Origin of the sequence: Allosphingosinicella sp., from assembly GCF_036387215.1 — a bacterium.
GTDB lineage: Bacteria > Pseudomonadota > Alphaproteobacteria > Sphingomonadales > Sphingomonadaceae > Allosphingosinicella.
In genome coordinates this window covers 1-17426 of sequence record NZ_DASVUE010000032.1, presented here as the reverse complement: position 1 = coordinate 17426, position 17426 = coordinate 1, and the positions used below count along the sequence as shown (strand labels likewise).

At 66.6% G+C, this 17426-nt stretch carries 21 protein-coding genes; 12 read left to right on the top strand and 9 right to left on the bottom strand.

Annotation, left to right across the window (positions count from 1 at the left end):
* The 5 genes from rpoD to VF662_RS01435 form a co-directional block, all read left to right on the top strand.
* The coding region (gene rpoD, locus VF662_RS01455) for an RNA polymerase sigma factor RpoD (protein WP_464136856.1) at positions 1 to 1800 on the top strand (1800 nt) is incomplete at its 5' end.
* A 122-nt stretch (positions 1801 to 1922) separates the two neighbouring features.
* Positions 1923 to 2609 (top strand): hypothetical protein, encoded by a 687-nt coding sequence (locus VF662_RS01450; protein ID WP_464136854.1) that lies wholly within the window; start codon positions 1923 to 1925, stop codon positions 2607 to 2609.
* Positions 2610 to 2849: 240 nt separating this feature from the next.
* Positions 2850 to 3374 carry a TIGR02391 family protein gene (locus tag VF662_RS01445; protein WP_464136852.1) on the top strand — a complete coding sequence of 175 codons (525 nt, stop codon included), beginning with the start codon at positions 2850 to 2852 and terminating at the stop codon, positions 3372 to 3374.
* A gap of 89 nt (positions 3375 to 3463) precedes the next feature.
* Positions 3464 to 4321, top strand: a complete 858-nt coding sequence (locus VF662_RS01440; protein ID WP_464136849.1) for an AbiTii domain-containing protein — start codon at positions 3464 to 3466, stop codon at positions 4319 to 4321.
* Positions 4322 to 4380: 59 nt separating this feature from the next.
* On the top strand, positions 4381 to 4560 hold the full coding sequence (locus VF662_RS01435; protein WP_464136858.1) for a TraR/DksA C4-type zinc finger protein: 180 nt from the start codon (positions 4381 to 4383) through the stop codon (positions 4558 to 4560).
* A gap of 175 nt (positions 4561 to 4735) precedes the next feature.
* Here the strand turns inward: VF662_RS01435 and VF662_RS01430 are convergent, their stop codons facing one another.
* Complete coding sequence (locus VF662_RS01430; RefSeq protein ID WP_464136847.1) at positions 4736 to 5041, bottom strand: hypothetical protein; 306 nt, start codon at positions 5039 to 5041, stop codon at positions 4736 to 4738.
* Positions 5042 to 5347: 306 nt separating this feature from the next.
* Between VF662_RS01430 and VF662_RS01425 the strand changes: the two genes are divergently transcribed.
* The gene (locus VF662_RS01425; RefSeq protein ID WP_464136845.1) at positions 5348 to 5458 is read left to right on the top strand and encodes a TraR/DksA C4-type zinc finger protein; all 111 of its coding nucleotides are present in this window, start codon (positions 5348 to 5350) and stop codon (positions 5456 to 5458) included.
* Positions 5459 to 5587: 129 nt separating this feature from the next.
* On the opposite strand, the gene VF662_RS01420 is transcribed toward VF662_RS01425, so the two are convergent.
* Positions 5588 to 7039, bottom strand: coding sequence for a terminase large subunit domain-containing protein (locus tag VF662_RS01420; RefSeq protein ID WP_464136842.1), 1452 nt, complete (start codon positions 7037 to 7039; stop codon positions 5588 to 5590).
* Positions 7026 to 7541: a hypothetical protein gene (locus tag VF662_RS01415; RefSeq protein ID WP_464136839.1), complete on the bottom strand. Its 516-nt coding sequence runs from the start codon at positions 7539 to 7541 to the stop codon at positions 7026 to 7028. The genes VF662_RS01420 and VF662_RS01415 overlap by 14 nt, the downstream gene beginning before the upstream one ends.
* A 148-nt stretch (positions 7542 to 7689) precedes the next feature.
* Between VF662_RS01415 and VF662_RS01410 the strand changes: the two genes are divergently transcribed.
* Positions 7690 to 8748, top strand: a complete 1059-nt coding sequence (locus VF662_RS01410) for a retroviral-like aspartic protease family protein (protein WP_464136836.1) — start codon at positions 7690 to 7692, stop codon at positions 8746 to 8748.
* Positions 8749 to 9008: 260 nt separating this feature from the next.
* Here the strand turns inward: VF662_RS01410 and VF662_RS01405 are convergent, their stop codons facing one another.
* Positions 9009 to 9860 carry an oxygenase MpaB family protein gene (locus VF662_RS01405; protein ID WP_464136833.1) on the bottom strand — a complete coding sequence of 284 codons (852 nt, stop codon included), beginning with the start codon at positions 9858 to 9860 and terminating at the stop codon, positions 9009 to 9011.
* 201 nt (positions 9861 to 10061) lie between these two features.
* Between VF662_RS01405 and VF662_RS01400 the strand changes: the two genes are divergently transcribed.
* The 4 genes from VF662_RS01400 to VF662_RS01385 all read left to right on the top strand — a co-directional run bounded on the left by VF662_RS01400 (position 10062) and on the right by VF662_RS01385 (position 11493).
* Entirely contained in the window at positions 10062 to 10331 is a 270-nt protein-coding gene (locus VF662_RS01400; protein ID WP_464136831.1) for a DksA/TraR family C4-type zinc finger protein, read from the top strand.
* Positions 10332 to 10344: 13 nt separating this feature from the next.
* On the top strand, positions 10345 to 10674 hold the full coding sequence (locus tag VF662_RS01395; RefSeq protein ID WP_464136827.1) for a hypothetical protein: 330 nt from the start codon (positions 10345 to 10347) through the stop codon (positions 10672 to 10674).
* Between the two features lie 204 nt (positions 10675 to 10878).
* A complete protein-coding gene (locus VF662_RS01390) occupies positions 10879 to 11163 on the top strand; it encodes a PspC domain-containing protein (protein ID WP_464136825.1) in 285 nt (94 codons plus the stop codon).
* Positions 11164 to 11220: 57 nt separating this feature from the next.
* Positions 11221 to 11493: a hypothetical protein gene (locus VF662_RS01385; protein WP_464136822.1), complete on the top strand. Its 273-nt coding sequence runs from the start codon at positions 11221 to 11223 to the stop codon at positions 11491 to 11493.
* 12 nt (positions 11494 to 11505) lie between these two features.
* Here VF662_RS01385 and VF662_RS01380 read toward each other — a convergent pair whose 3' ends face one another.
* Both VF662_RS01380 and VF662_RS01375 read right to left on the bottom strand, forming a co-directional pair.
* Positions 11506 to 12663 (bottom strand): glycoside hydrolase family 43 protein, encoded by a 1158-nt coding sequence (locus tag VF662_RS01380; protein ID WP_464136820.1) that lies wholly within the window; start codon positions 12661 to 12663, stop codon positions 11506 to 11508.
* Positions 12664 to 12920: 257 nt separating this feature from the next.
* Positions 12921 to 14441, bottom strand: a complete 1521-nt coding sequence (locus VF662_RS01375) for an META domain-containing protein (RefSeq protein WP_464136817.1) — start codon at positions 14439 to 14441, stop codon at positions 12921 to 12923.
* Between the two features lie 123 nt (positions 14442 to 14564).
* Here VF662_RS01375 and VF662_RS01370 point away from each other — a divergent pair, with 123 nt between their 5' ends.
* On the top strand, positions 14565 to 14777 hold the full coding sequence (locus VF662_RS01370; RefSeq protein ID WP_464136813.1) for a hypothetical protein: 213 nt from the start codon (positions 14565 to 14567) through the stop codon (positions 14775 to 14777).
* Between the two features lie 19 nt (positions 14778 to 14796).
* Here the strand turns inward: VF662_RS01370 and VF662_RS01365 are convergent, their stop codons facing one another.
* The 3 genes from VF662_RS01365 to VF662_RS01355 all read right to left on the bottom strand — a co-directional run.
* On the bottom strand, positions 14797 to 15003 hold the full coding sequence (locus tag VF662_RS01365) for a hypothetical protein (protein WP_464136811.1): 207 nt from the start codon (positions 15001 to 15003) through the stop codon (positions 14797 to 14799).
* Between the two features lie 24 nt (positions 15004 to 15027).
* Entirely contained in the window at positions 15028 to 16008 is a 981-nt protein-coding gene (locus tag VF662_RS01360; RefSeq protein ID WP_464136809.1) for a glycosyltransferase family 2 protein, read from the bottom strand.
* A gap of 9 nt (positions 16009 to 16017) precedes the next feature.
* Positions 16018 to 17426 (bottom strand): hypothetical protein (locus VF662_RS01355; protein ID WP_464136806.1); only part of this gene is annotated, 1409 nt, incomplete at its 5' end.

Genomic DNA, 17426 nt, shown 5'->3' with positions numbered 1-17426 from the left:
GACGACGAGGATGGCGCGTCCAAGGACGAGGCCGACGGCGACGCGGATGCCGACGACGACGGCACCAGCGGCGAGAACGAGCGCTTCATCGTCGAGAAGAAAAAGGAAACGGTCGACCGCACCGACGATCCGGTGCGCATGTACCTTCGCGAGATGGGCGCCGTCGAACTGCTCTCCCGCGAGGGCGAGATCGCGATCGCCAAGCGCATCGAGGCCGGCCGCGACACGATGATCTGGGGGCTGTGCGAAAGCCCGATCACCTTCAACGCGATCATCGAATGGTCCGACGCGCTCAACGCCGGCAACATGCAGCTGCGCGAGATCCTCGATCTCGACGCCATGCTCTCCAAGGGGCCGACGCCTGAGCAGGTCGAGAGCGCCGAGGAAGGCGGCGACGACATTTCCGAGAAGACCGCCGGCCCCTCCTACAAGGAAGAGGAGGAGGTCGAGGAGGCCCCCGAGACCGAGGAGGACGAGGACGGCAACATCGTGCAGCGCGCTCCGCGCCCGAGCGACGATGAGGAGGAGGACAACACCCTCTCCCTCGCCGCCATGGAGGAGCTTCTAAAGCCCCAGGCGCTCGAGAAGTTCGCCAACATCACCTCGCTCTTCAAGAAGTTCGCCAAGCTCCAGCACACGCGCATGGAGGCGATGAGCGCCGGCCAGGAATTCCCCAAGGCCGAGGAAGCCAAGTACCAGAAGCTTCGCGAGCAGCTCACCGCCGAGGTCGAGAGCGTCCAGTTCCACGGCGCCAAGATCGAGTTCCTCGTCGACCAGCTCTACAGCTATAACCGCCGGCTGACCGCTCTGGGCGGCCAGATGCTCCGCCTCGCCGAGCGCCACAAGGTGCCGCGCAAAGCCTTCCTCGACGCCTATATGGGCCATGAGCTCGACGAGAACTGGTCCGAGCGCGTCTGCGGCATCGACAAGAAATGGAACGCCTTCTGCACCCAGGAAGCGGCCGCGATCGAGCGCATCCGCGGCGAGATCGCCGAGATCGCCCAGGCGACCGGCATGAGCCTCGCCGAATTCCGCCGGATCGTGAACCAGGTCCAGAAGGCGGAGCGCGAGGCGCGCATCGCGAAAAAGGAGATGGTCGAGGCCAACCTCCGCCTCGTAATCTCGATCGCCAAGAAATACACCAACCGCGGCCTTCAGTTCCTGGACCTCATCCAGGAGGGCAATATCGGCCTCATGAAGGCGGTCGATAAGTTCGAATATCGCCGCGGCTACAAGTTCAGCACCTACGCCACCTGGTGGATCCGGCAGGCGATCACGCGCTCGATCGCCGACCAGGCGCGGACGATCCGCATCCCCGTCCACATGATCGAGACGATCAACAAGCTCGTCCGCACCAGCCGCCAGATCCTCCACGAGATCGGCCGCGAGCCGACCCCGGAAGAGCTCGCCGAGCGCCTCTCCATGCCGCTCGAGAAGGTCCGCAAGGTGATGAAGATCGCCAAGGAACCGATCAGCCTCGAAACGCCGATCGGCGACGAGGAAGACAGCCACCTCGGCGACTTCATCGAGGACAAGAACGCGGTGATCCCGGTGGACGCGGCGATCCAGGCGAACCTCAAGGAGACGGTGACCCGGGTGCTGGCGTCCCTCACGCCGCGCGAGGAGCGCGTGCTGAGGATGCGGTTCGGGATCGGGATGAATACGGACCATACGCTTGAGGAGGTCGGGCAGCAATTCTCGGTGACTCGCGAGCGTATCCGGCAGATCGAGGCGAAGGCGCTGAGGAAGCTGAAGCATCCGAGCCGGTCGCGGAAGATGCGGAGCTTTTTGGATCAGTGACAAGCGCCCGAGCGTAGCGCCGCCGGCTGCCACGCAGCCGCCGAAGCAGCGCAAAGAGAGCGCGCAGTCCGGCCGGCGGGTGGGCGTCAGCCAAACCCGTTCGACGTCATGGGGCCGCCCCCGTGGCGGTTGCACCGTCGGTGGGGTTTCACACGAAGGCGGAGAGACGCGGAGTTCATGCACTGGCTAAGACCTCAGACACGTCGTGGATCCTCAGGGGGCTGCCCCGCTCGGCTGTCTTTGGCGAGAAGCATGAACGATCCCGCAGAGTCCGTTCGTCGTATATACGGACCCCATACGCTCTTGAATACAATCCGTGGTCGTCAGCTGCGGAGATCGAAGACGCAATATTCTATCGTGGCGTAATCGTATCGGCTTTCGCCCAAATAGAGACGATGCTGGGAGAACTTGCCATTCGGGCCTCGCTGCTGCCGCAGTACGTGCAACTACGCCGAACTTTTCCGTTCTCTGCGGAGAAGCGGATTGCGTTTCTGCGGAAGGTTTTCAGTACTGAGCCCCTGATGCAATATCGCTCAATTGCTGTCAGTTATCTCGACAGGTTTGATGAGTTAGCCTCGCTCCGGCACATGGCTGCACATGCTCGTATGCAGGTCCTGGGTGGACAAATTACCTTCCACGATATCCCGCAGAGTGACGGGACGGCCATAACGATGAGGAGGCAGCCGTTCGTCTTTGCTGGCTTGGAACTGCTCGCTTGGAGGAGCGCTAAACTGGCACGCGCAGGGCACAAACTATCTGAGCTTCTCAACCAGCGTGGCCTCTTACCCCCGCTGAATGAGGCTGAGTGACGGTAACTACCTTCTCGCCGCCTCGATTGCTGCTAGGCTGGGGGGATGCTCCTCCTCCATCAAATGTTCCCTCAACTTTCGGACATGCTCAGATTGGAGCCCGAGGAGCTAGGGGCGATCTTACTCGAGATCATACCGCAGGTCTCGCAGAGTGGTTTGTTCACAGTTCACTCGTTCACGCCCCGATCCTTTTCGAACGAACCGCCGCCTTCGTGGCAGCACGGTCGGCGAGGCGTAAGTTTGGCAGTTGCCGAGGCGATGGGCTGGTTGACCAGCCAAGGGCTCATCATGCGCGACCCTGATCAGAGTGGAACGTTCTATGTGCTCACCCGGCGTGCACAAACCCTGAAGAGCCGGGCTGATGTCGAAGCCTTCGTGAAGGGGAATGCCCTTCCTATCCAGCTTTTGCAGCCGCAGCTAGCTGAGAAGGTTCACCACCTGTTCGTGCGCGGCGATCATGACGTCGCGGTGTTCCAAGCCTTCAAATCGGTGGAAGTGGCGGTTCGTACAGCCTGCCGCTACGATAACACGGTAATTGGAAAGCGGTTGGTCATACGCGCCTTCAATCCTGACGATGGGCCCCTTCGCAATGTCGGTACCACTCAAGATGAGCGTGAGGCTGAAATGGCGCTCTTTGTGGGCGCAATCGGGCACTGCAAGAACCCCGCCAGTCACCGGGACGTTGATCTCGATAGGGAAGAGGCGGCGAGGCTGATCGTATTCGCCAGTCACCTTCTGGCGATCGTCGACGAGCGGAAGCCATAAGGCTCGCGTGCGACTCATCGCGAGGTGTGCGTGATCTTGTCGTTACACCCTCTTTCCTGTTTTTTTCTCAAGGGACGCGGATTGTGAACTTGGTTGAAGAGATACAGGCCGCAGCCCTCAATCGAGATGTGTCTGCCTCGGATTTGCTCCGACGGGTGAAGTTGGCTGCCGCCAAACTCAAGCTGTCGGAAACGCTAGATTGGGTGGATAGCGAACTCAGCGGATATACCTGCGCAGATGAAGACCTTCCGGCTTACAGGATAGCCGCCGGCTCGTTGATGGCGACGACGTTCCATCACGGCACTCGGCTCGCACAGGGTGATCCTGAATCCATTTCTTTGCTGTCTTTATCGCTCTTCCGTGAGCCAATCGGTGGATTGGAGGCCATGATCGGCGCTGGCAGCGGTCATGTTGTAATGCCGATCCCGACTGAGTTAGCAAAAGCAATCCGCGGACATTCCAATGCCACGTACAGCGTTCACTTCAGCAAGAATGTCTTGGTGAGTATTGTAGATGCAGTTCGCAACCTTGTTTTGGACTGGGCGATCAAACTGGAAAGCGAAGGTATCCTGGGAGAGGGAGTTAGCTTTAGCATGGAAGAGAAGAAACGAGCTTCGGACGCTGGAGCGAACGTCCAGATCACGAACTACGGTCATATCCATCAAGGGGACGTTACTGGCGATCAGAACAGAACCACGATCGGAGGCAACGATCGGTCCCTTAACGAGGTTAGCTCCAGTGTCTTCGTGCAGCTCCAACGGGCTGTAGCAAGCAGGATTGAGGGGGCTGACCGCGAAACGCTACTTGAGCTCGTCAGGCTGATGGAATCTCAGAAGAACACGTTTAGGTTTCGGGAGACCTACAACAAATTTCTCAGCTCTGCAGCAGATCACATGGGAGTCCTCGCCCCGTTCCTCCCAGCGCTGAGCGCATTTCTTCCCTCATAGCCCCCCGCTAAAGTGACAGTCACTTCAGTTGTGCCCTCCGCTTCCAACCGCCGCGACGGCTGGACGCCCGCGCGGCAGCGCATCTTCCTCGAGGCGCTTCGGACGATCGGCCTCGTTTCGGCCGCGGCCAAGGCGGAGGGGATATTCCGGAAGCCCGCCGCCGCGCCCTCCCCGGCGCCCGCACCTGCGTCGCCTGCCAGCCTTCCCGCGACGCCCGCCTGCACGCAAAATGCCAGTGAGCGCGCTGCTTCATCCCTCGTCATTGCGAGGAGCGGAGCAACGAAGCAATCCACACTGCACGGCGGCCTGCTGGATTGCTTCGCTTCGCTCGCAATGACAGGGGGCGGGGCCGGTCGGTCTGGAGTGCTTCGCCTTCGGCTCGCAATGGCGTGGGTGCGCGTCGGAAGGTGGGCATTACCGGCGTCCGTTCCACCAGCCGCGACAATAGCGAACGGCTGTCTTGCCGGTCTGATAGATTGTCACGCCCAAGATGCTGACGCCCCACGCGATAGCTATCGCGCCCCAGCCATACCAAAGCCAGCCGCGCTCCAATCCCATCTCGTCAGAGACCATGAGGGGCACCATCGGTGCGGCGGCCACGAGCAGACCGATGGCTTCCGCGCGCCGGTGCTTGCCATTCCCGTCGAAGCTATTCTCAACGAGCCCCTGATGGTTAAGCGCGCGCCACCACCGGTAGAGGCGAATTGCCGTTCTTCTCACCCCCTTGTCTTACGACAGGCCGAGCCGGCGGCAATGGGTAGTTAGCGACTGCCCGACCACCGCCGCACCGCGCTGTCGGTGGCCAGTGCCAGCAGGCTGATCTAGAGAGAAAAACTGCAGTCCTTCGACAGGCTCAGGACGAACGGGATGGGAAGCGCGCAATCAGGCAGGCGAGCGCTCTGCCGGTTTGCTACGCTGGGATCGGAAGTTGATCTGGATTGCTTCGCCTGCGGCTCGCAATGACGGTGGAGTCGGCGCCCGCCTAGCCGCGGCCGCCGCCGGTGAGGGCGAGACGCACTGCGTGGAATGCGGCGAGGAGGAGATCCCGAAGCCCGCCGCCGCGCCCTCCCCGGCGCCCGCACCTGCGTCGCCTGCCAGTCGCAGCGCGACGCCCGCCTGCACGCACTATGCCAGTGAGCGGGCTGCTTCATCCCTCGTCATTGCGAGGAGCGGGGCGACGAAGCAATCGACACTGCACGGCGGTCTGCTGGATTGCTTCGCTTCGCTCGCAATGACGGGGGGCGGGCCGCGGGCTCGCAATGACGGTTAGAGGAGCCTTACCCTCGGCTCCGCCCTCTCCTTCTGGAGCATGAGCTCGGTGAGGCCCCAGACCATCGCATCCGCGCGGTCGGGGCTCGTGCCAGGGCCTTCGTAATCGCCCCCTGCGATCATGCCCATCAGCTCCGCCTCCAGCTCGGGGAAGCTGCCGTGCAGCACCACCTTGCCGGCTTCGAACAGCATTGCGACCGGGGCGGCGCGTTCGGATTTGCCGACGGTGGCGGTGACGAGCTTGACGCGCAGGGACGGGTCGGCGGTTCGGAGGACTGCGGCGACCATCTTGCCGCCCTGGTTCTGCTCGGCGACCACCTCGTTCGTGCCGTGGATGCGGGCGGCGTCGGCGACGGCTCTCGCCCAGCCTTCGGGGGAGCGGCCGGCGACGCTGTGATCGGCGAGGACGTGCGCCCTCCCCTCACCGTCCCTCGCGCAGGCGACGATGCCGCAGGTGCCGTCGGCGGCGGGGGGATCGACGGCGATTATGGTGCGGGTGAACGGCGCCCCTGATCCTCCCCGGGACGGGGAGGTGGCAGCCGAAGGCTGACGGAGGGGGCTCAGCACCTGGCACGACTCCCCCTCCACCGCACTTCGCGCGGTCCCCCTCCCCGTCCCGGGGAGGATGCGGCAGCGTTCGATGAGCTCCACCTTCCACAGGGCGCCGGGGGTGTCGGTGAGGAGCTCGCCTTCGAGCTCCTGGCGGCCGAGGCGGGTGCCGGCGTAGAGATCCACCATCGCCTGCTGCCAGAGATCGGACAGATGCGGGTTGGCGCTGGTGGGGCCGCCGGTGACGGCGCAGCGGGGGCTTTCCATGATCCGGCGGAGATGCGGCCCGGAGCGCGGCGTGGTGGTGACGAGGGCGCGCGGGCGCGTGCCGAGCCTCAGGCCGAGCTGGAGCATGTCCCAGGTCTCGCCCGGCTTCTCCCACTTGGCGAGCTCGTCGCACCAGGCGATGTGATGCTCGGGGCCGCGCAGCAGCTCCGGCGAGTGGCCCGAGAAGAGCGCGGCCTCGGACCCGGTGCGGAACTTGAGGATGCCGAGGCTCGGCGACCATTCGCGGATCCAGGGGCCGGCGACCTCCATGAGGCCGCTCTTGCCCTCGACCATGACCTTGCGCGCCTCGGCGAGGGTGGCGCCGACCAGCGCGATGCGAAGCGGCGCCTCCGCCTCGGCGACGGCGCGGGCGATCCAGCTCGAGCCCGTCATCGTCTTGCCGAAGCCGCGGCCGCCCTTCACCACCCAGACCGACCAGGGGGCGCCGTCGGGCGCGGTCTCGGGGTCCTTCTGGCCGCCATGGGCCCAGCTGTCCCAGTCGCGGTCGAACGCGTCGGCTTCGGTGAAGCCGAGCTTCAGGACCTCCGCGGCCCGGTCCTCCGGCGGGAGCGAGAGCAGGAATTCGACGAGATCGGTGCCGGGCGGCAGGCGCGCGGGCCTAGAGGAGGCCACGCTTCCTCGCGATGGCGGAGAGCTTGACGAGGATCGATTCGTGGACCTCGGCGAGCGTTCGCGGGCGGGCGGGCCAGGCGGGGCGGCGGCCCTCGCCGGTCTGGGCGGCGCGGTTCAGCTTCAGGATCGCGATCGCATCGTGAACCGTCATCTTCGCGAGGGGCGAATCGGGATCGGCCGCTTCGCCCGAAAGGAAGGCCTCGGCGGCTCGGGCGATCGCCTCGTCGAGCCGGCCGTAGGCGATCGCGCGGGCCTCGGCCATGCGCCGCGCGAAGCCGGGATCGCGGCGGGCGCGCTTGTAGATCGCCTCGGTCGAGAAGCCGCATTGCCGGGCGGCGAAGGTGGCGTTGTTGGTGGCGGCGAGGACGTCGAGAAAGATCACCTCGGCCTCGTCGGTCCAGCGGTGGCCGCGGCTGTGGACGACCTGCGGGCCGTCCTTGCCCGAGGCGCGGATGGTCGAGCCCTCGGGGCCGCCGGGCTTCGGCGATGCTTGTTCGGTCATTTGGCTGCCCCTCCCGGCTTGTTCGGTGTTTGTTCCACAGGAAGACGGAAATGTCAAGGGGAATGTGCCACCTTGGTTCGATATTCCGCGTGGAAAGAGCGGGCCGCGCAGGATAGGCTGGGGCCGGTGCATTCGAGGGGAAAAGCGGTTGGCCAGGGCTCGCTCCGTTCTGATCCTGCTGGCGGGGCTGGCGGCGGCGGGCGCGGCGGGGGCGCAGGCGCCGCGGATCGGCAAGCCTAGGCCCGCTCCTCCCGGCCCGTCCGCCATGCGCCCGCTCCCGCCCGCCGAGATCGACGACACGCTCGCGATCGGCGGCGACGACGTCGAGGCGCGGAAGGTCGAGACCCGGCTCAGCATCGAAGTGCGGGTGAACGGCCAGGGGCCCTATCAGTTCATCGTCGACAGCGGCGCCGATACTTCGGTCGTCGGGCACCGGATCGCGCGCGAGCTGCAGCTGCCGCTCGGAACGCCGGTGACGCTCAACAACATGACCGACCGGAACATCGTCGACCGCGTGAAGGTGGACGAGCTCAGCCTCGGATCGACCAGGATCGCGAACCTCGAGCTTCCGGCGCTGCGCGAAGCGGATTTGGGCGGAGCGGGGATGATCGGCATCGACGCGCTGTCGCGCCAGCGGCTGATGCTGGATTTCGAGAAGCGCCTGATCAAGGTGGAGGATGCGCGGAAACCCGCGGTGGCGCTGCCCGGCGACATCGTCGTCACGGCGCGGGTGCAGCGCGGGCAGCTGATCCTCACTCAGGTGCAGGCCGCGGGCCTGTCGCTGGAAGCGGTGGTGGATACCGGATCGCAGGTCACGATCGGCAATTCCGCGCTTCGCGAACGGCTCACCCGCCGCGGCCGCCTCAAGTTCATGACCGCCGAGGCGACGGGCGTGACCGGCACCAAGGTGAGCCTGCAGATCGCTACCGTCCCCGAGCTCCGGCTCGGTCGGGTCACCCTCCGCAACGTGCCGATCGCCTTCGCGGATCTGCCGCCTTTCCAGGTGTTCGGCCTTTCGAAGCAGCCCGCTCTGCTGCTCGGCACCGATCTGCTGGAGAATTTCCGCCGCGTCTCGCTCGATTTCCGCGCGCGCAAGGTGCGCTTCCAGCTGCGCCGCTGCACGCCCCAGTCGGTGATGATCAGTACCGGATATGCGAACAGCCTCACGCGCATCTCGTCGACGGCCGACGAGATTTGCGGGAGATAGCGCTGGCGGCGCCGGAACAATAACATGGCCCGGCATCAACCGCCGCGACACCAGGGACAGCCAGTTGCGGTAGAGGCTCCCATTCACCGTGACCGGACTTGATCGGGGTCTATCTCTGGGTGCCTGAACAAGACGATGGATCCGACCGGGAAGCCAGTGGGTTCGTGGCTTATGCGGCGCCGACCGACGTCACGGGATTCACTCCCGCGACGGCCCACCCAGACGTTTCGAAAAGGCAGGCGGCCACCGGGCGAATGCGGTCAGCCGGTGCGGCTGTGGGCGCGGGCTGCTTCGTGGAGCCTTCGCCGCGCCCTTCGCACCGAAGGAAGCAGCAAATAGCCCCAGTCCATGGCCTGCAGCGCAAGGCGGACAGCAAGGACGCCGAAGCCGCCGATCAGAAGCCGGGGCGAAAAACCGTAGGCGGCGCGCGCCTCGGCGGGAAGCAGGCGTATCGCCCCAAGCACGTGAAGCGCCCAGAAAGGCCGCATGGTCCAAGGCATCTTGCTTCCGAGCAGCAGTGCGGCGAACTCTGCTGCTGGAGCGGACAGTCTGAGCTCGTACCCGCTTATCGCCGCATGCAACGCGTCGCGGGTCGCGGGAAGGCGATGCTCGTCCAGCCCGACGAGTGCGCCCGCCGAACGCTGCTCGACGACGTAGCGGTCGGCCTGCTCGAGCGAGAGCGGCCGAACGAACATTTCATGGCCCCGAAGCGAGATTTCCGTGTTCACGGAGTGGATCCAGAGCAGGAGGTCATCGTCGTCCGCCCGATACTGGCGGCCGCTTGGGTCGGTTCCGCGGACCGCGCTGTGGATCTGTCTCACCCGCTCTGCCGCCGCCTCGGCCTCCGGCCGGGCGCTGAAGGTGATGGTGAAGACGTAGCTGGCGGTCCTCTGCGCCCGCCTCCAGGCGTCGCGGCGGTAATCGCTATGCTGGTCTATGGCTGCCATTGCAGTTGGATGCAGTGCCTCCATCAGCAGGCCGGCGATGGCGGAAACCGCATAGGCGGGGTGCCGGTGTATACTCCAGCTAATGCTGTCGGGCCCGAAAAGCCCCACATCCTCCGCCGAAAGCGAGCCGACGCAGCGGCCTATGAGGGCAGTCGCCGTCGCCAATGCTTCCCGGACGGTCGGCAATCTCAGGGCAGCTACGCTCTCGGTCATCCTACCCAGGAAATAGCACTTCCCCATCGGCCATGCAGCGAGGAATTCGCAAGACGTTGAGAGCGTGCCGCCCGCTGCCGCACAGGTGCCGAAGCATCCCCTCGGATGAACCCGAGCACTTTCCACTCGTTCTACCGCCGGAAGGAGCCATCGATGGCAGGCGGTTGGTCGCGCGACGGCGCGGTTCAGGATCAGATCGACGATACGGTGAAGGACGCCGTGCTTGCCGCTCGAGCCCGGCTTGCGGCGGCTGCCGGGGACGGCGAGACGCATTGCGTCGAATGCGGCGAGGAGATCCCGGAAGCGCGCCGCCGTGCCATGCCGGGCGCGAAGACCTGCGTCGCCTGCCAGTCCGGACGCGACGCCCGTATTCCCCCAGCCGGTATCAACCGCAGGGGCAGCAAGGATAGCCAGCTTAGATAGCGGAGACCCGTCGGTGCGTGCATTGCCCTTCCTGATGGCGCTGCCTTTGTCGCTTGGCGGGTGCGCCGCTTTGCCCTTTGCTCCGGCGGCGGTGGAGGCGGCTCGGGAGGGCGCGGTCCAGCGGCAGCTTCATACGGAGAGCAGCTTCCCCGCCGCCGCCGAGGAGGCCTGCCGGGCGCGGGCGGCGCGGCACGGGCGGATCGAGATCACCAGGGTCGAGCTACAGGGAAGCAGCGCGGTGCGGGTCTACGGCACGATCGACCGCTTCAGCGGGTCCGCGGGCCGGAGCTTCGCCTGCCTGTTCCGGAGGGACGGAAACCTGCCGTACTTCCGCATCTATTAGTCGCTCGCCGCGCAGCTTCATCGCGCCTGAAGCGGCCCCCGTCGTTGGCGGCTTTTCCCAATTGTTGGCGCGCGATTATCCCGCCTGCGACGCGGGAAGCGAGGTTCCGGGCGCCAAGCCCCTGGAAATCCACGCTTCCGCGAACTGGCACAGTTTGTGCTGAGGGTCCTGCAACAAGGACCATCAGGCAAAGGGACTAAGAGCATGCAGACCGAACAGTTCAACCTCTTCACCCGCCCCGACACCTTCTTCGGCGTCTGCGAGGGGCTCGGCGAGGATCTCGGGATCCACGCCAACCTGTTCCGCGTCGCCTTCGCGGCCCTGCTGTTCTGGAATCCGCCGGCGGCGCTCGGCGCCTATGCGGCGGCCGGGGTGCTGGTCGCAGCAACGCGCTTCATCGCCCCGAACCCCCGCATCGCTCCCGCCGAGGCCGAGCAGGCTCCGGCGGCCGTCGAAGCCGAAGCGGAGCAGCTGCCGCTCGCCGCCTGATCCAGGAACCAGCTCAGGCGGAGCACCGTTATCCGCTCCATTCAAACGGAGGCGGATATGGCTCAGCAACCAAACCAGACGCAGGACAGCTGGTCCGAAGGAATGACCCAGTTCAGGCAGGCGATCGAACATAATGTGACGGCCTCGCGCCTGATCGCAACCGGCGCGATCGCGGTCGGAGCGGCGGCGACGGCCTATTTCTGGGATACGAATCGGCGGACGGCTTTCATGGACACGACCAAGCGCCTGACCGAGGACATGACCTCCTGGTGGAGCGGCCTCTATTCGGGCTCGGGCAGCGGCAGCGGGGGCGAAGCGTCCTCGCAATAGCGGGCGCTCGCCTCAAGGACGCGGAGTGGGCGAGCCGCCGGTGACGGTGGGCACGTCGTGGGGGACCTTGCTCCACCGGTCCCAGCGCACCTGGCTGACGTAGAGGCAGCGCTTTTCCGCGCGCGCCTTCTCCGGATCGCCGGCCGGGTCCCGGCTCCAGCCGTGGTAGAAGGCGTAGGTGCGCCCCGCCTCCTCGTAGAGCGCCTGGTGGCCGGGGCCGACCAGCGGCGACTTCGGATGCGACCATAGGATCGGATTGTCCCCCGCATCGCGGCAGGGGCCGCGCGGGCTTTCGCACTTCAGATAGCCGACGGCGTAGTTCCTGTTCCGGAAGAAATTGCCCGAGTAGAACAGGTAATAAGCGCCCGCGCGCTTCAGCATGGTGGGCGCTTCGACGACCTGCCATTCCCAATCGTCATATTCTTCCGGCGAATCGGCATTCTCGATCAGCTTGTGGCGGGGGCCGAGCATCGCGAGCCCGTCCGGGCTCAGGCCCTGCGCGTAGATGGCGGAGCCGCGGCCGCAGCAATTGCCGTCGTCCTTGAAGAGGAGATAGAGGCTGTCGCCGTCGCGGAAGGGGCTGGCGTCGATCGCTCCTTCGGGAAGTTCGGCGCAGACGAGCGGCTCGTCGATGCCGTGGAAGGGACCTTCGGGCCGATCGGCGACCGCCGCCCCAAGGCAGTGGCGCCTCAGCACGTGAAGGCCCTTCTCGGACCGTTCAGTGCGCGAGAAGGAGTGGTGGCGGGCGTTGAAATAGAGGACGTAGCGGCCCGCCACCTGCATCACCTCCGGCGCCCAGACCTGAGGGTTCGAGCGATCGACCCAGGCCGGAAGGTTGGCGTTCGGAAGCGCCTCGGCCGATGCGCTCCAGCCGGTGAGGTTCGCCGAGTGCACGCGCTGGACGTTGAGCTGCGGCCCGCCGCCTCCGACACCCGTTGCATAGGCGTGATAGACGCCGCCGAAGCGCGCGACGAAGGGATCGGGAAAGTCGCGATCGAGGATCAGATGCGGCTGCTGGAGCCCGAGCTTCGCCACCGGAACGCCGCTGCCCGAGGCGCCGGGGCAGGGATTGGGTCGCGACGCAGCGCCCTGAGAGGCCGTTCCTGCCGCTTCGGGCAGGAGCGCCAGCAGCAGCGCCGCCAGCAGCGGACGGGTTCGGCGCACGAGCATGAGGCGTCTCCTTCAAGCTCCGAGGCTAACAGGTTTCGACGCGCGGGCAATGGCGGCATCCCCGGGCGCTATCCGGCTGGTGAGGCGGTGCCTCCTCCCCTGCCCGCCCCGCTGCTAGCGGACGATCGCAGTGATGATGATGACCGTGAGGACGCCGAGGACGAATGCCACGACGGCTCCACGTTGCATCGGGGTCAGGCGGTCGAACATCGGCAAGTCTCCCTCGGGTTGCTTATGCAATCTTCAGCAGGTGAGTCTCAAGGCGCGTCCGCAGTGCGTGCCGCGATGCTCCGGTCGCGGTTCACGAGCAGCACGATATCGCGGTTGGGGCCGGTGACGGCATGGACGTTGCCGGTGAAGAACTGGCCGAGGCGGAACGCGTCCGAACCCGGCGCCGGAGCGCAATTGGGAGCGGTGCGCTCGATCGGATCGGGGCTGAAGCGGGCGGGCTGCCCCGCGCGCCAGCCGCCCTCGATCCGGCCGCATGGGAGCTCGATCGTGAAGCGATTGGCGCTGAGCCTCAGCGTCGCATTCGGCCGGAGGAGCGCGATCGTCCGCGGCGGGCGCAATCCCAATTGCTCGGCGGTCCCGAATGCGCGCGCGGACTTGCGGCTGAGCCGCAGCGTGCCTGCCGGCGAGACCAGCGCCAGCCCACCGCCCTCGGTTTTGGCGATGCGGGGATTGCTGCCGACGATGCCGTGGATGCGCGTCCGGATCGGGTCAGGCGCGCAGGAGGCGAGCGTGCTCATCCCCGATCCGCGCGTGAACAGCTGCCGCTCCAGCACCAGCTGGACGCCTTCCGTATGGTTGCAGCCGTCCCAGACAGCGTAGCTTGCCGTGCCGAAGGTCAGCGACGGCGGCCGCTCCGTCTTTCCAGGCGCCAGCCCGTCGGCCGTATCGATCCGCCACTCGCCGCTCAGCAATGCCTTGCCGTCGCGGCCGAAGTCGCGGGCGAACCAGGCTGTCAGCCAATGGTCGCCGCCACCGAGGACGAGCTCACGGTTGGGGCCAACTACATAGGAAGGTGCCGCCGCGAACAGGCCGCGAAGCGCCTGATCCTCGGCATTGCAGGCGCGGGGCGGCGCGGGCGACAATGTAAAGGTGACGCGCTGGCCCTGCTGCCGCCACGTGCCGGAGAGCGGAGCGCAGCCGCCGGCGAGGGTCCACCGGTCGGCCTCGAAGGTGAGGAGGCGGGGGCCCCTGCCGGCCGAACGGCCGTCGATCGTGGTCACTTCCCATTGGCTGCCGGCAAGAAGCATCGGCGGTTGTTCAGGAGCTCGAGGCCCCTCCCCGCCCTCGCGCCGGAGGCGAAGCGTGCCGGCCGGCGCCTTGAGGGTTGCTTCCCCCGCTCCGGCGAAGCTGACCAGCGGCCCGCCGGAGGCGATTGCGAAGATCGTCCGCTCCTGCGCGTCCAGATGCGCACAGCCTTGCTGGGTCGCCATCGGCGGCTCGCCGAACCAGCGATTGCCCACCAGCATCCCGGTGCCGCCGAAGCTGTTGCAGCCGCTGCTTCCCTCGTAGCGGCTCCCCGAGAAGGCGATGCTCGGCTGCGGCGATTCCGGCCCGGTGAAACGCAGCGGCGGCGCGCCGTTCACGGCGACGATCGACCAGCGGCCGTAGAGGGTCGGCGCTTCCTGAGTGCGCGCTTGCTGGTCCGCCCCGGCCTTGGCAGCGGCGGGCTGGTCGAAGCCGCTCCCGCACGCCGCCGCTGCCAGGGCCAGTGCGGCGAGCGGCAGCAAGAGGAGAGGCCTGTTCGGAGGAAGCCGGTCGTTCGCCATTCAGGAGGCCAAACGCCGAACTCCTGCCCGGGTGCCGCCTGCGGGAGGTTGACGTCACCTCACGCAAAGCTTGTAGCGCCGCCGCTTTAACATGGATTATGTGTCGGGGCTTCGGAGGCTTCGATGATTCTCTTCACCCGAACGGGTGCCCCTCGGATGGATGAGGAATCGCTCACGCTTCGCGAGCTTAGCGCGCGCTGGGGCTGTTCGGTCGATCGGCTGCGCCGGATGATCCGGAAGGGTTTGCTGAGCACCGAACCCGGCGCTCGCCCGCTGCGGATCCCGCCTGCTGAAGTGGTGCGGCTGGAGGCCGCCAAGGTGCTGCTCGAGGAATGACCGCCGGGGCGGCGGCGGATTATCCGCGGTACCTGCGGCCGTAGGCGGTGCGGAGCTGCTTGGCGGCCGCTTCGAGCGCAGTCTTCTTATATTCGCCCCAGGTGGTCACCGGCTCCCGGCAGGCCGAGCAGAGCATCCAGGCATGCTCCCCGAATCCACTGGGCGGCGCGGCTTGCTGACCGCCGCAGCGGCGGCAGTCGTCGTGGAGGGGAAGGAGTTCGGACATTCACCTGCCCTAACCCAGGTTTACTTACGATTGCTTAAGTCGGCCGGAGGCTTCTTCTCCCGGCGCCGGGAAGCTGAGATAATGGAGCCGCCGCACTTCCCGCCGCCCCCTCACCACCGTGTCGAGGATGAGGCCGACGGCGAAGCTGATCACCGACACGATCATGAGCCCGGTGGCGAGGATCGCGGTCGGAAAACGCGGCACGAGGCCGGTGCGCGCGTAGGTGACGACCAGCGGCACCGCGAGGACCACGGCAAGCGCGGCAAGGAAGGCCGCAAAGCCGCCGTAGAAGAGGACGGGGCGCTCGATCCGGAAGAGGTGCAGGATCGTCTTCATGATCCGCCACCCGTCGCGATAGGTGGAAAGCTTGGAGGCGGAACCCTCCGGCCGGGCGCCATAGGCCGTCATCACCTCGCCCACCGGCATTGCCAGCTCGAGCGCATGGACGCTGATCTCGGTCTCCGTCTCGAAGCCGCGCGACAAGGCCGGGAACGACTTCACAAAGCGGCGGGAGAAAACCCGATAGCCTGAGAAGATGTCGCTGAAGCTTCGGCCGAACAGGCGGGAGAGGAGGCCCGTGAACAGCCGGTTGCCGAGGCGGTGGCCGCGCCGGTACGCTTCTTCCACTTCGGATTTCCGGGCGCCGACGACCATGTCGAGCCGCTCGTCGAGAAGGCGTTGCACGAGCCCGGGCGCCGCAGCGGGATCGTAGGTCGAGTCCCCATCGGCCATCACATAGATGTCGGCCTCGATATCCGCGAACATCCGGCGGACGACATTGCCCTTGCCCTGCATCCGCTCGGTGCGGACGATCGCGCCCGCCGCGGCTGCGCGCTCGCGGGTGCGATCGGAGCTGTTATTGTCGTAGACGTAGACCGCAGCCTCCGGAAGCGCCGCGCGGAAGCCGGCGACGGTCTGGGCGATCGCCGCCTCCTCATTGTAGCAGGGAAGCAGGATCGCGATCCGCAAGGCGGACGCTTCGGGCGGTGAGGCCGTGGAGTTCATTCCGCCCCCCTAGCGCGCATTGGTTGACAAGTCGCCAGTGCGCCTGCGGATCCGGCCGGAGATCGCGATCAGCGCCAGCGCGAGCAGCGAGGCAAGGGACAGGGCCTGCGCCGGCCGCTCGCCGGGCGCAGGCATCCTCTGGATGCGGAATTTCGAAGGTCCGGCGGGGGCGTCCCAGCTGAGCAGGCCGTGCGGGCCGGGGCGGGCCGGAACCTCGCCTCCGCCCGAGCGGGTGACCCTCCAGGCCGGGAAGTAGAAGAGCGGGGCCTCGACCCGTCGAGGCTCGGTGAGGTCCACTGCCATCTCTCCGCCGTTTATCGGGGCCGTGGCTCGGGGGAGCAGGATTCGTTTGGGATCGGGAGCGCCCTGCTCGTTCACCGGCAGCGGGTAGCCGCGCGGCAGATATTCGGGCGCGTCGCGATAGCGGCTCCGGATTTCCGCTATGTGCGCGGCTCCGCCCCCGGCAGCCTCACGCGCCGAATAGGCGACGAGGTTGAAGACCAGGAACGCGGCTCCGAGAGCCGGGATCGCGCCGAGGAGGACGAGCGGCTGCTTCCAGCCGGGCCGCCCCGCCACCAGCGCCGTGACGGCGGCGAATTCGGCGATGGAAAGCAACCGCCAGGGGAACTGCACCTGGGCGAGGAAGGGCAGGCTCCAGAGGAAGGGGAGAAGCCCGGAGATCATCATGAAGCAGGCGGCGCAGACGCCGAACCAGAACAGCCCCTCCCCTCGATCAGGGCGCTTCCTTGCCGCCCAGGCACCGGCAGCGGACAGCGAAATGGCCGCCACGGCGATCGGGATGATCAGGATCATCGAGCCCGATCTGGGCCAGGCCTTGGGCCGCCAGAAGAACCAGCTGCCGACGCTGTAATAGCTGCTGAACAAGGCATCGGAGGAGACGAAGCGGAGCAGGCCGAGCGCGGGGAGCAGATAGACGGCGGCAAGTCCAAGGCCGAGCGCTCCGCCCGAAGCGGCGAGGAGGAGGTAGCGGGCGGCGCCGATCGCGGTCCGCCGGGCTTCGAAGAGCACATAAGCGGGGATCACGAAAACGCTGGCGAGGAGAGCCGTCGGGAGGTGCGAAAGGATCAACGCCGCATAGGAGCCGGCAAGCATCGGGAGCGCATGGCGATCGCCGCGGCTCAGCGACCGGAGCGCCACGAGGATCATCGGCAGGAACGCGTAGGCCGCGGCCTCGGCGAGCGCACCTCGACCGAAGATGTCGAACAAATGGTAGGGGGCGAGCATGTAGGCGGCGGCGCCGAGAAGCGCGGCGGTCGGGCCGCCGATCGGCGCGAGCCACCTCCGCATCGAGAGGCCGGAGAGGATCAGGAAGAAGAGCGAGGTGAGCGAGATCAGCCGCTCGGTCGAGGCGCTCCCGAGCGTCAGCAGGTCGATCAGCGACAGCGCCCAGAAGAAGA

Bases quoted from the DNA above. Each gene is read 5' to 3' on its own strand.
- VF662_RS01365 (WP_464136811.1), bottom strand. From the start codon at position 15,003: ATGTCCGAACTCCTTCCCCTCCACGACGACTGCCGCCGCTGCGGCGGT.
- VF662_RS01375 (WP_464136817.1), bottom strand. From the start codon at position 14,441: ATGGCGAACGACCGGCTTCCTCCGAACAGGCCTCTCCTCTTGCTGCCG.
- VF662_RS01360 (WP_464136809.1), bottom strand. From the start codon at position 16,008: ATGAACTCCACGGCCTCACCGCCCGAAGCGTCCGCCTTGCGGATCGCG.
- VF662_RS01390 (WP_464136825.1), top strand. From the start codon at position 10,879: ATGCAGACCGAACAGTTCAACCTCTTCACCCGCCCCGACACCTTCTTC.
- VF662_RS01400 (WP_464136831.1), top strand. From the start codon at position 10,062: ATGGCAGGCGGTTGGTCGCGCGACGGCGCGGTTCAGGATCAGATCGAC.
- VF662_RS01425 (WP_464136845.1), top strand. From the start codon at position 5,348: ATGCGGCGAGGAGGAGATCCCGAAGCCCGCCGCCGCGCCCTCCCCGGC.
- VF662_RS01385 (WP_464136822.1), top strand. From the start codon at position 11,221: ATGGCTCAGCAACCAAACCAGACGCAGGACAGCTGGTCCGAAGGAATG.
- VF662_RS01370 (WP_464136813.1), top strand. From the start codon at position 14,565: ATGATTCTCTTCACCCGAACGGGTGCCCCTCGGATGGATGAGGAATCG.
- VF662_RS01415 (WP_464136839.1), bottom strand. From the start codon at position 7,541: ATGACCGAACAAGCATCGCCGAAGCCCGGCGGCCCCGAGGGCTCGACC.
- VF662_RS01380 (WP_464136820.1), bottom strand. From the start codon at position 12,663: ATGCTCGTGCGCCGAACCCGTCCGCTGCTGGCGGCGCTGCTGCTGGCG.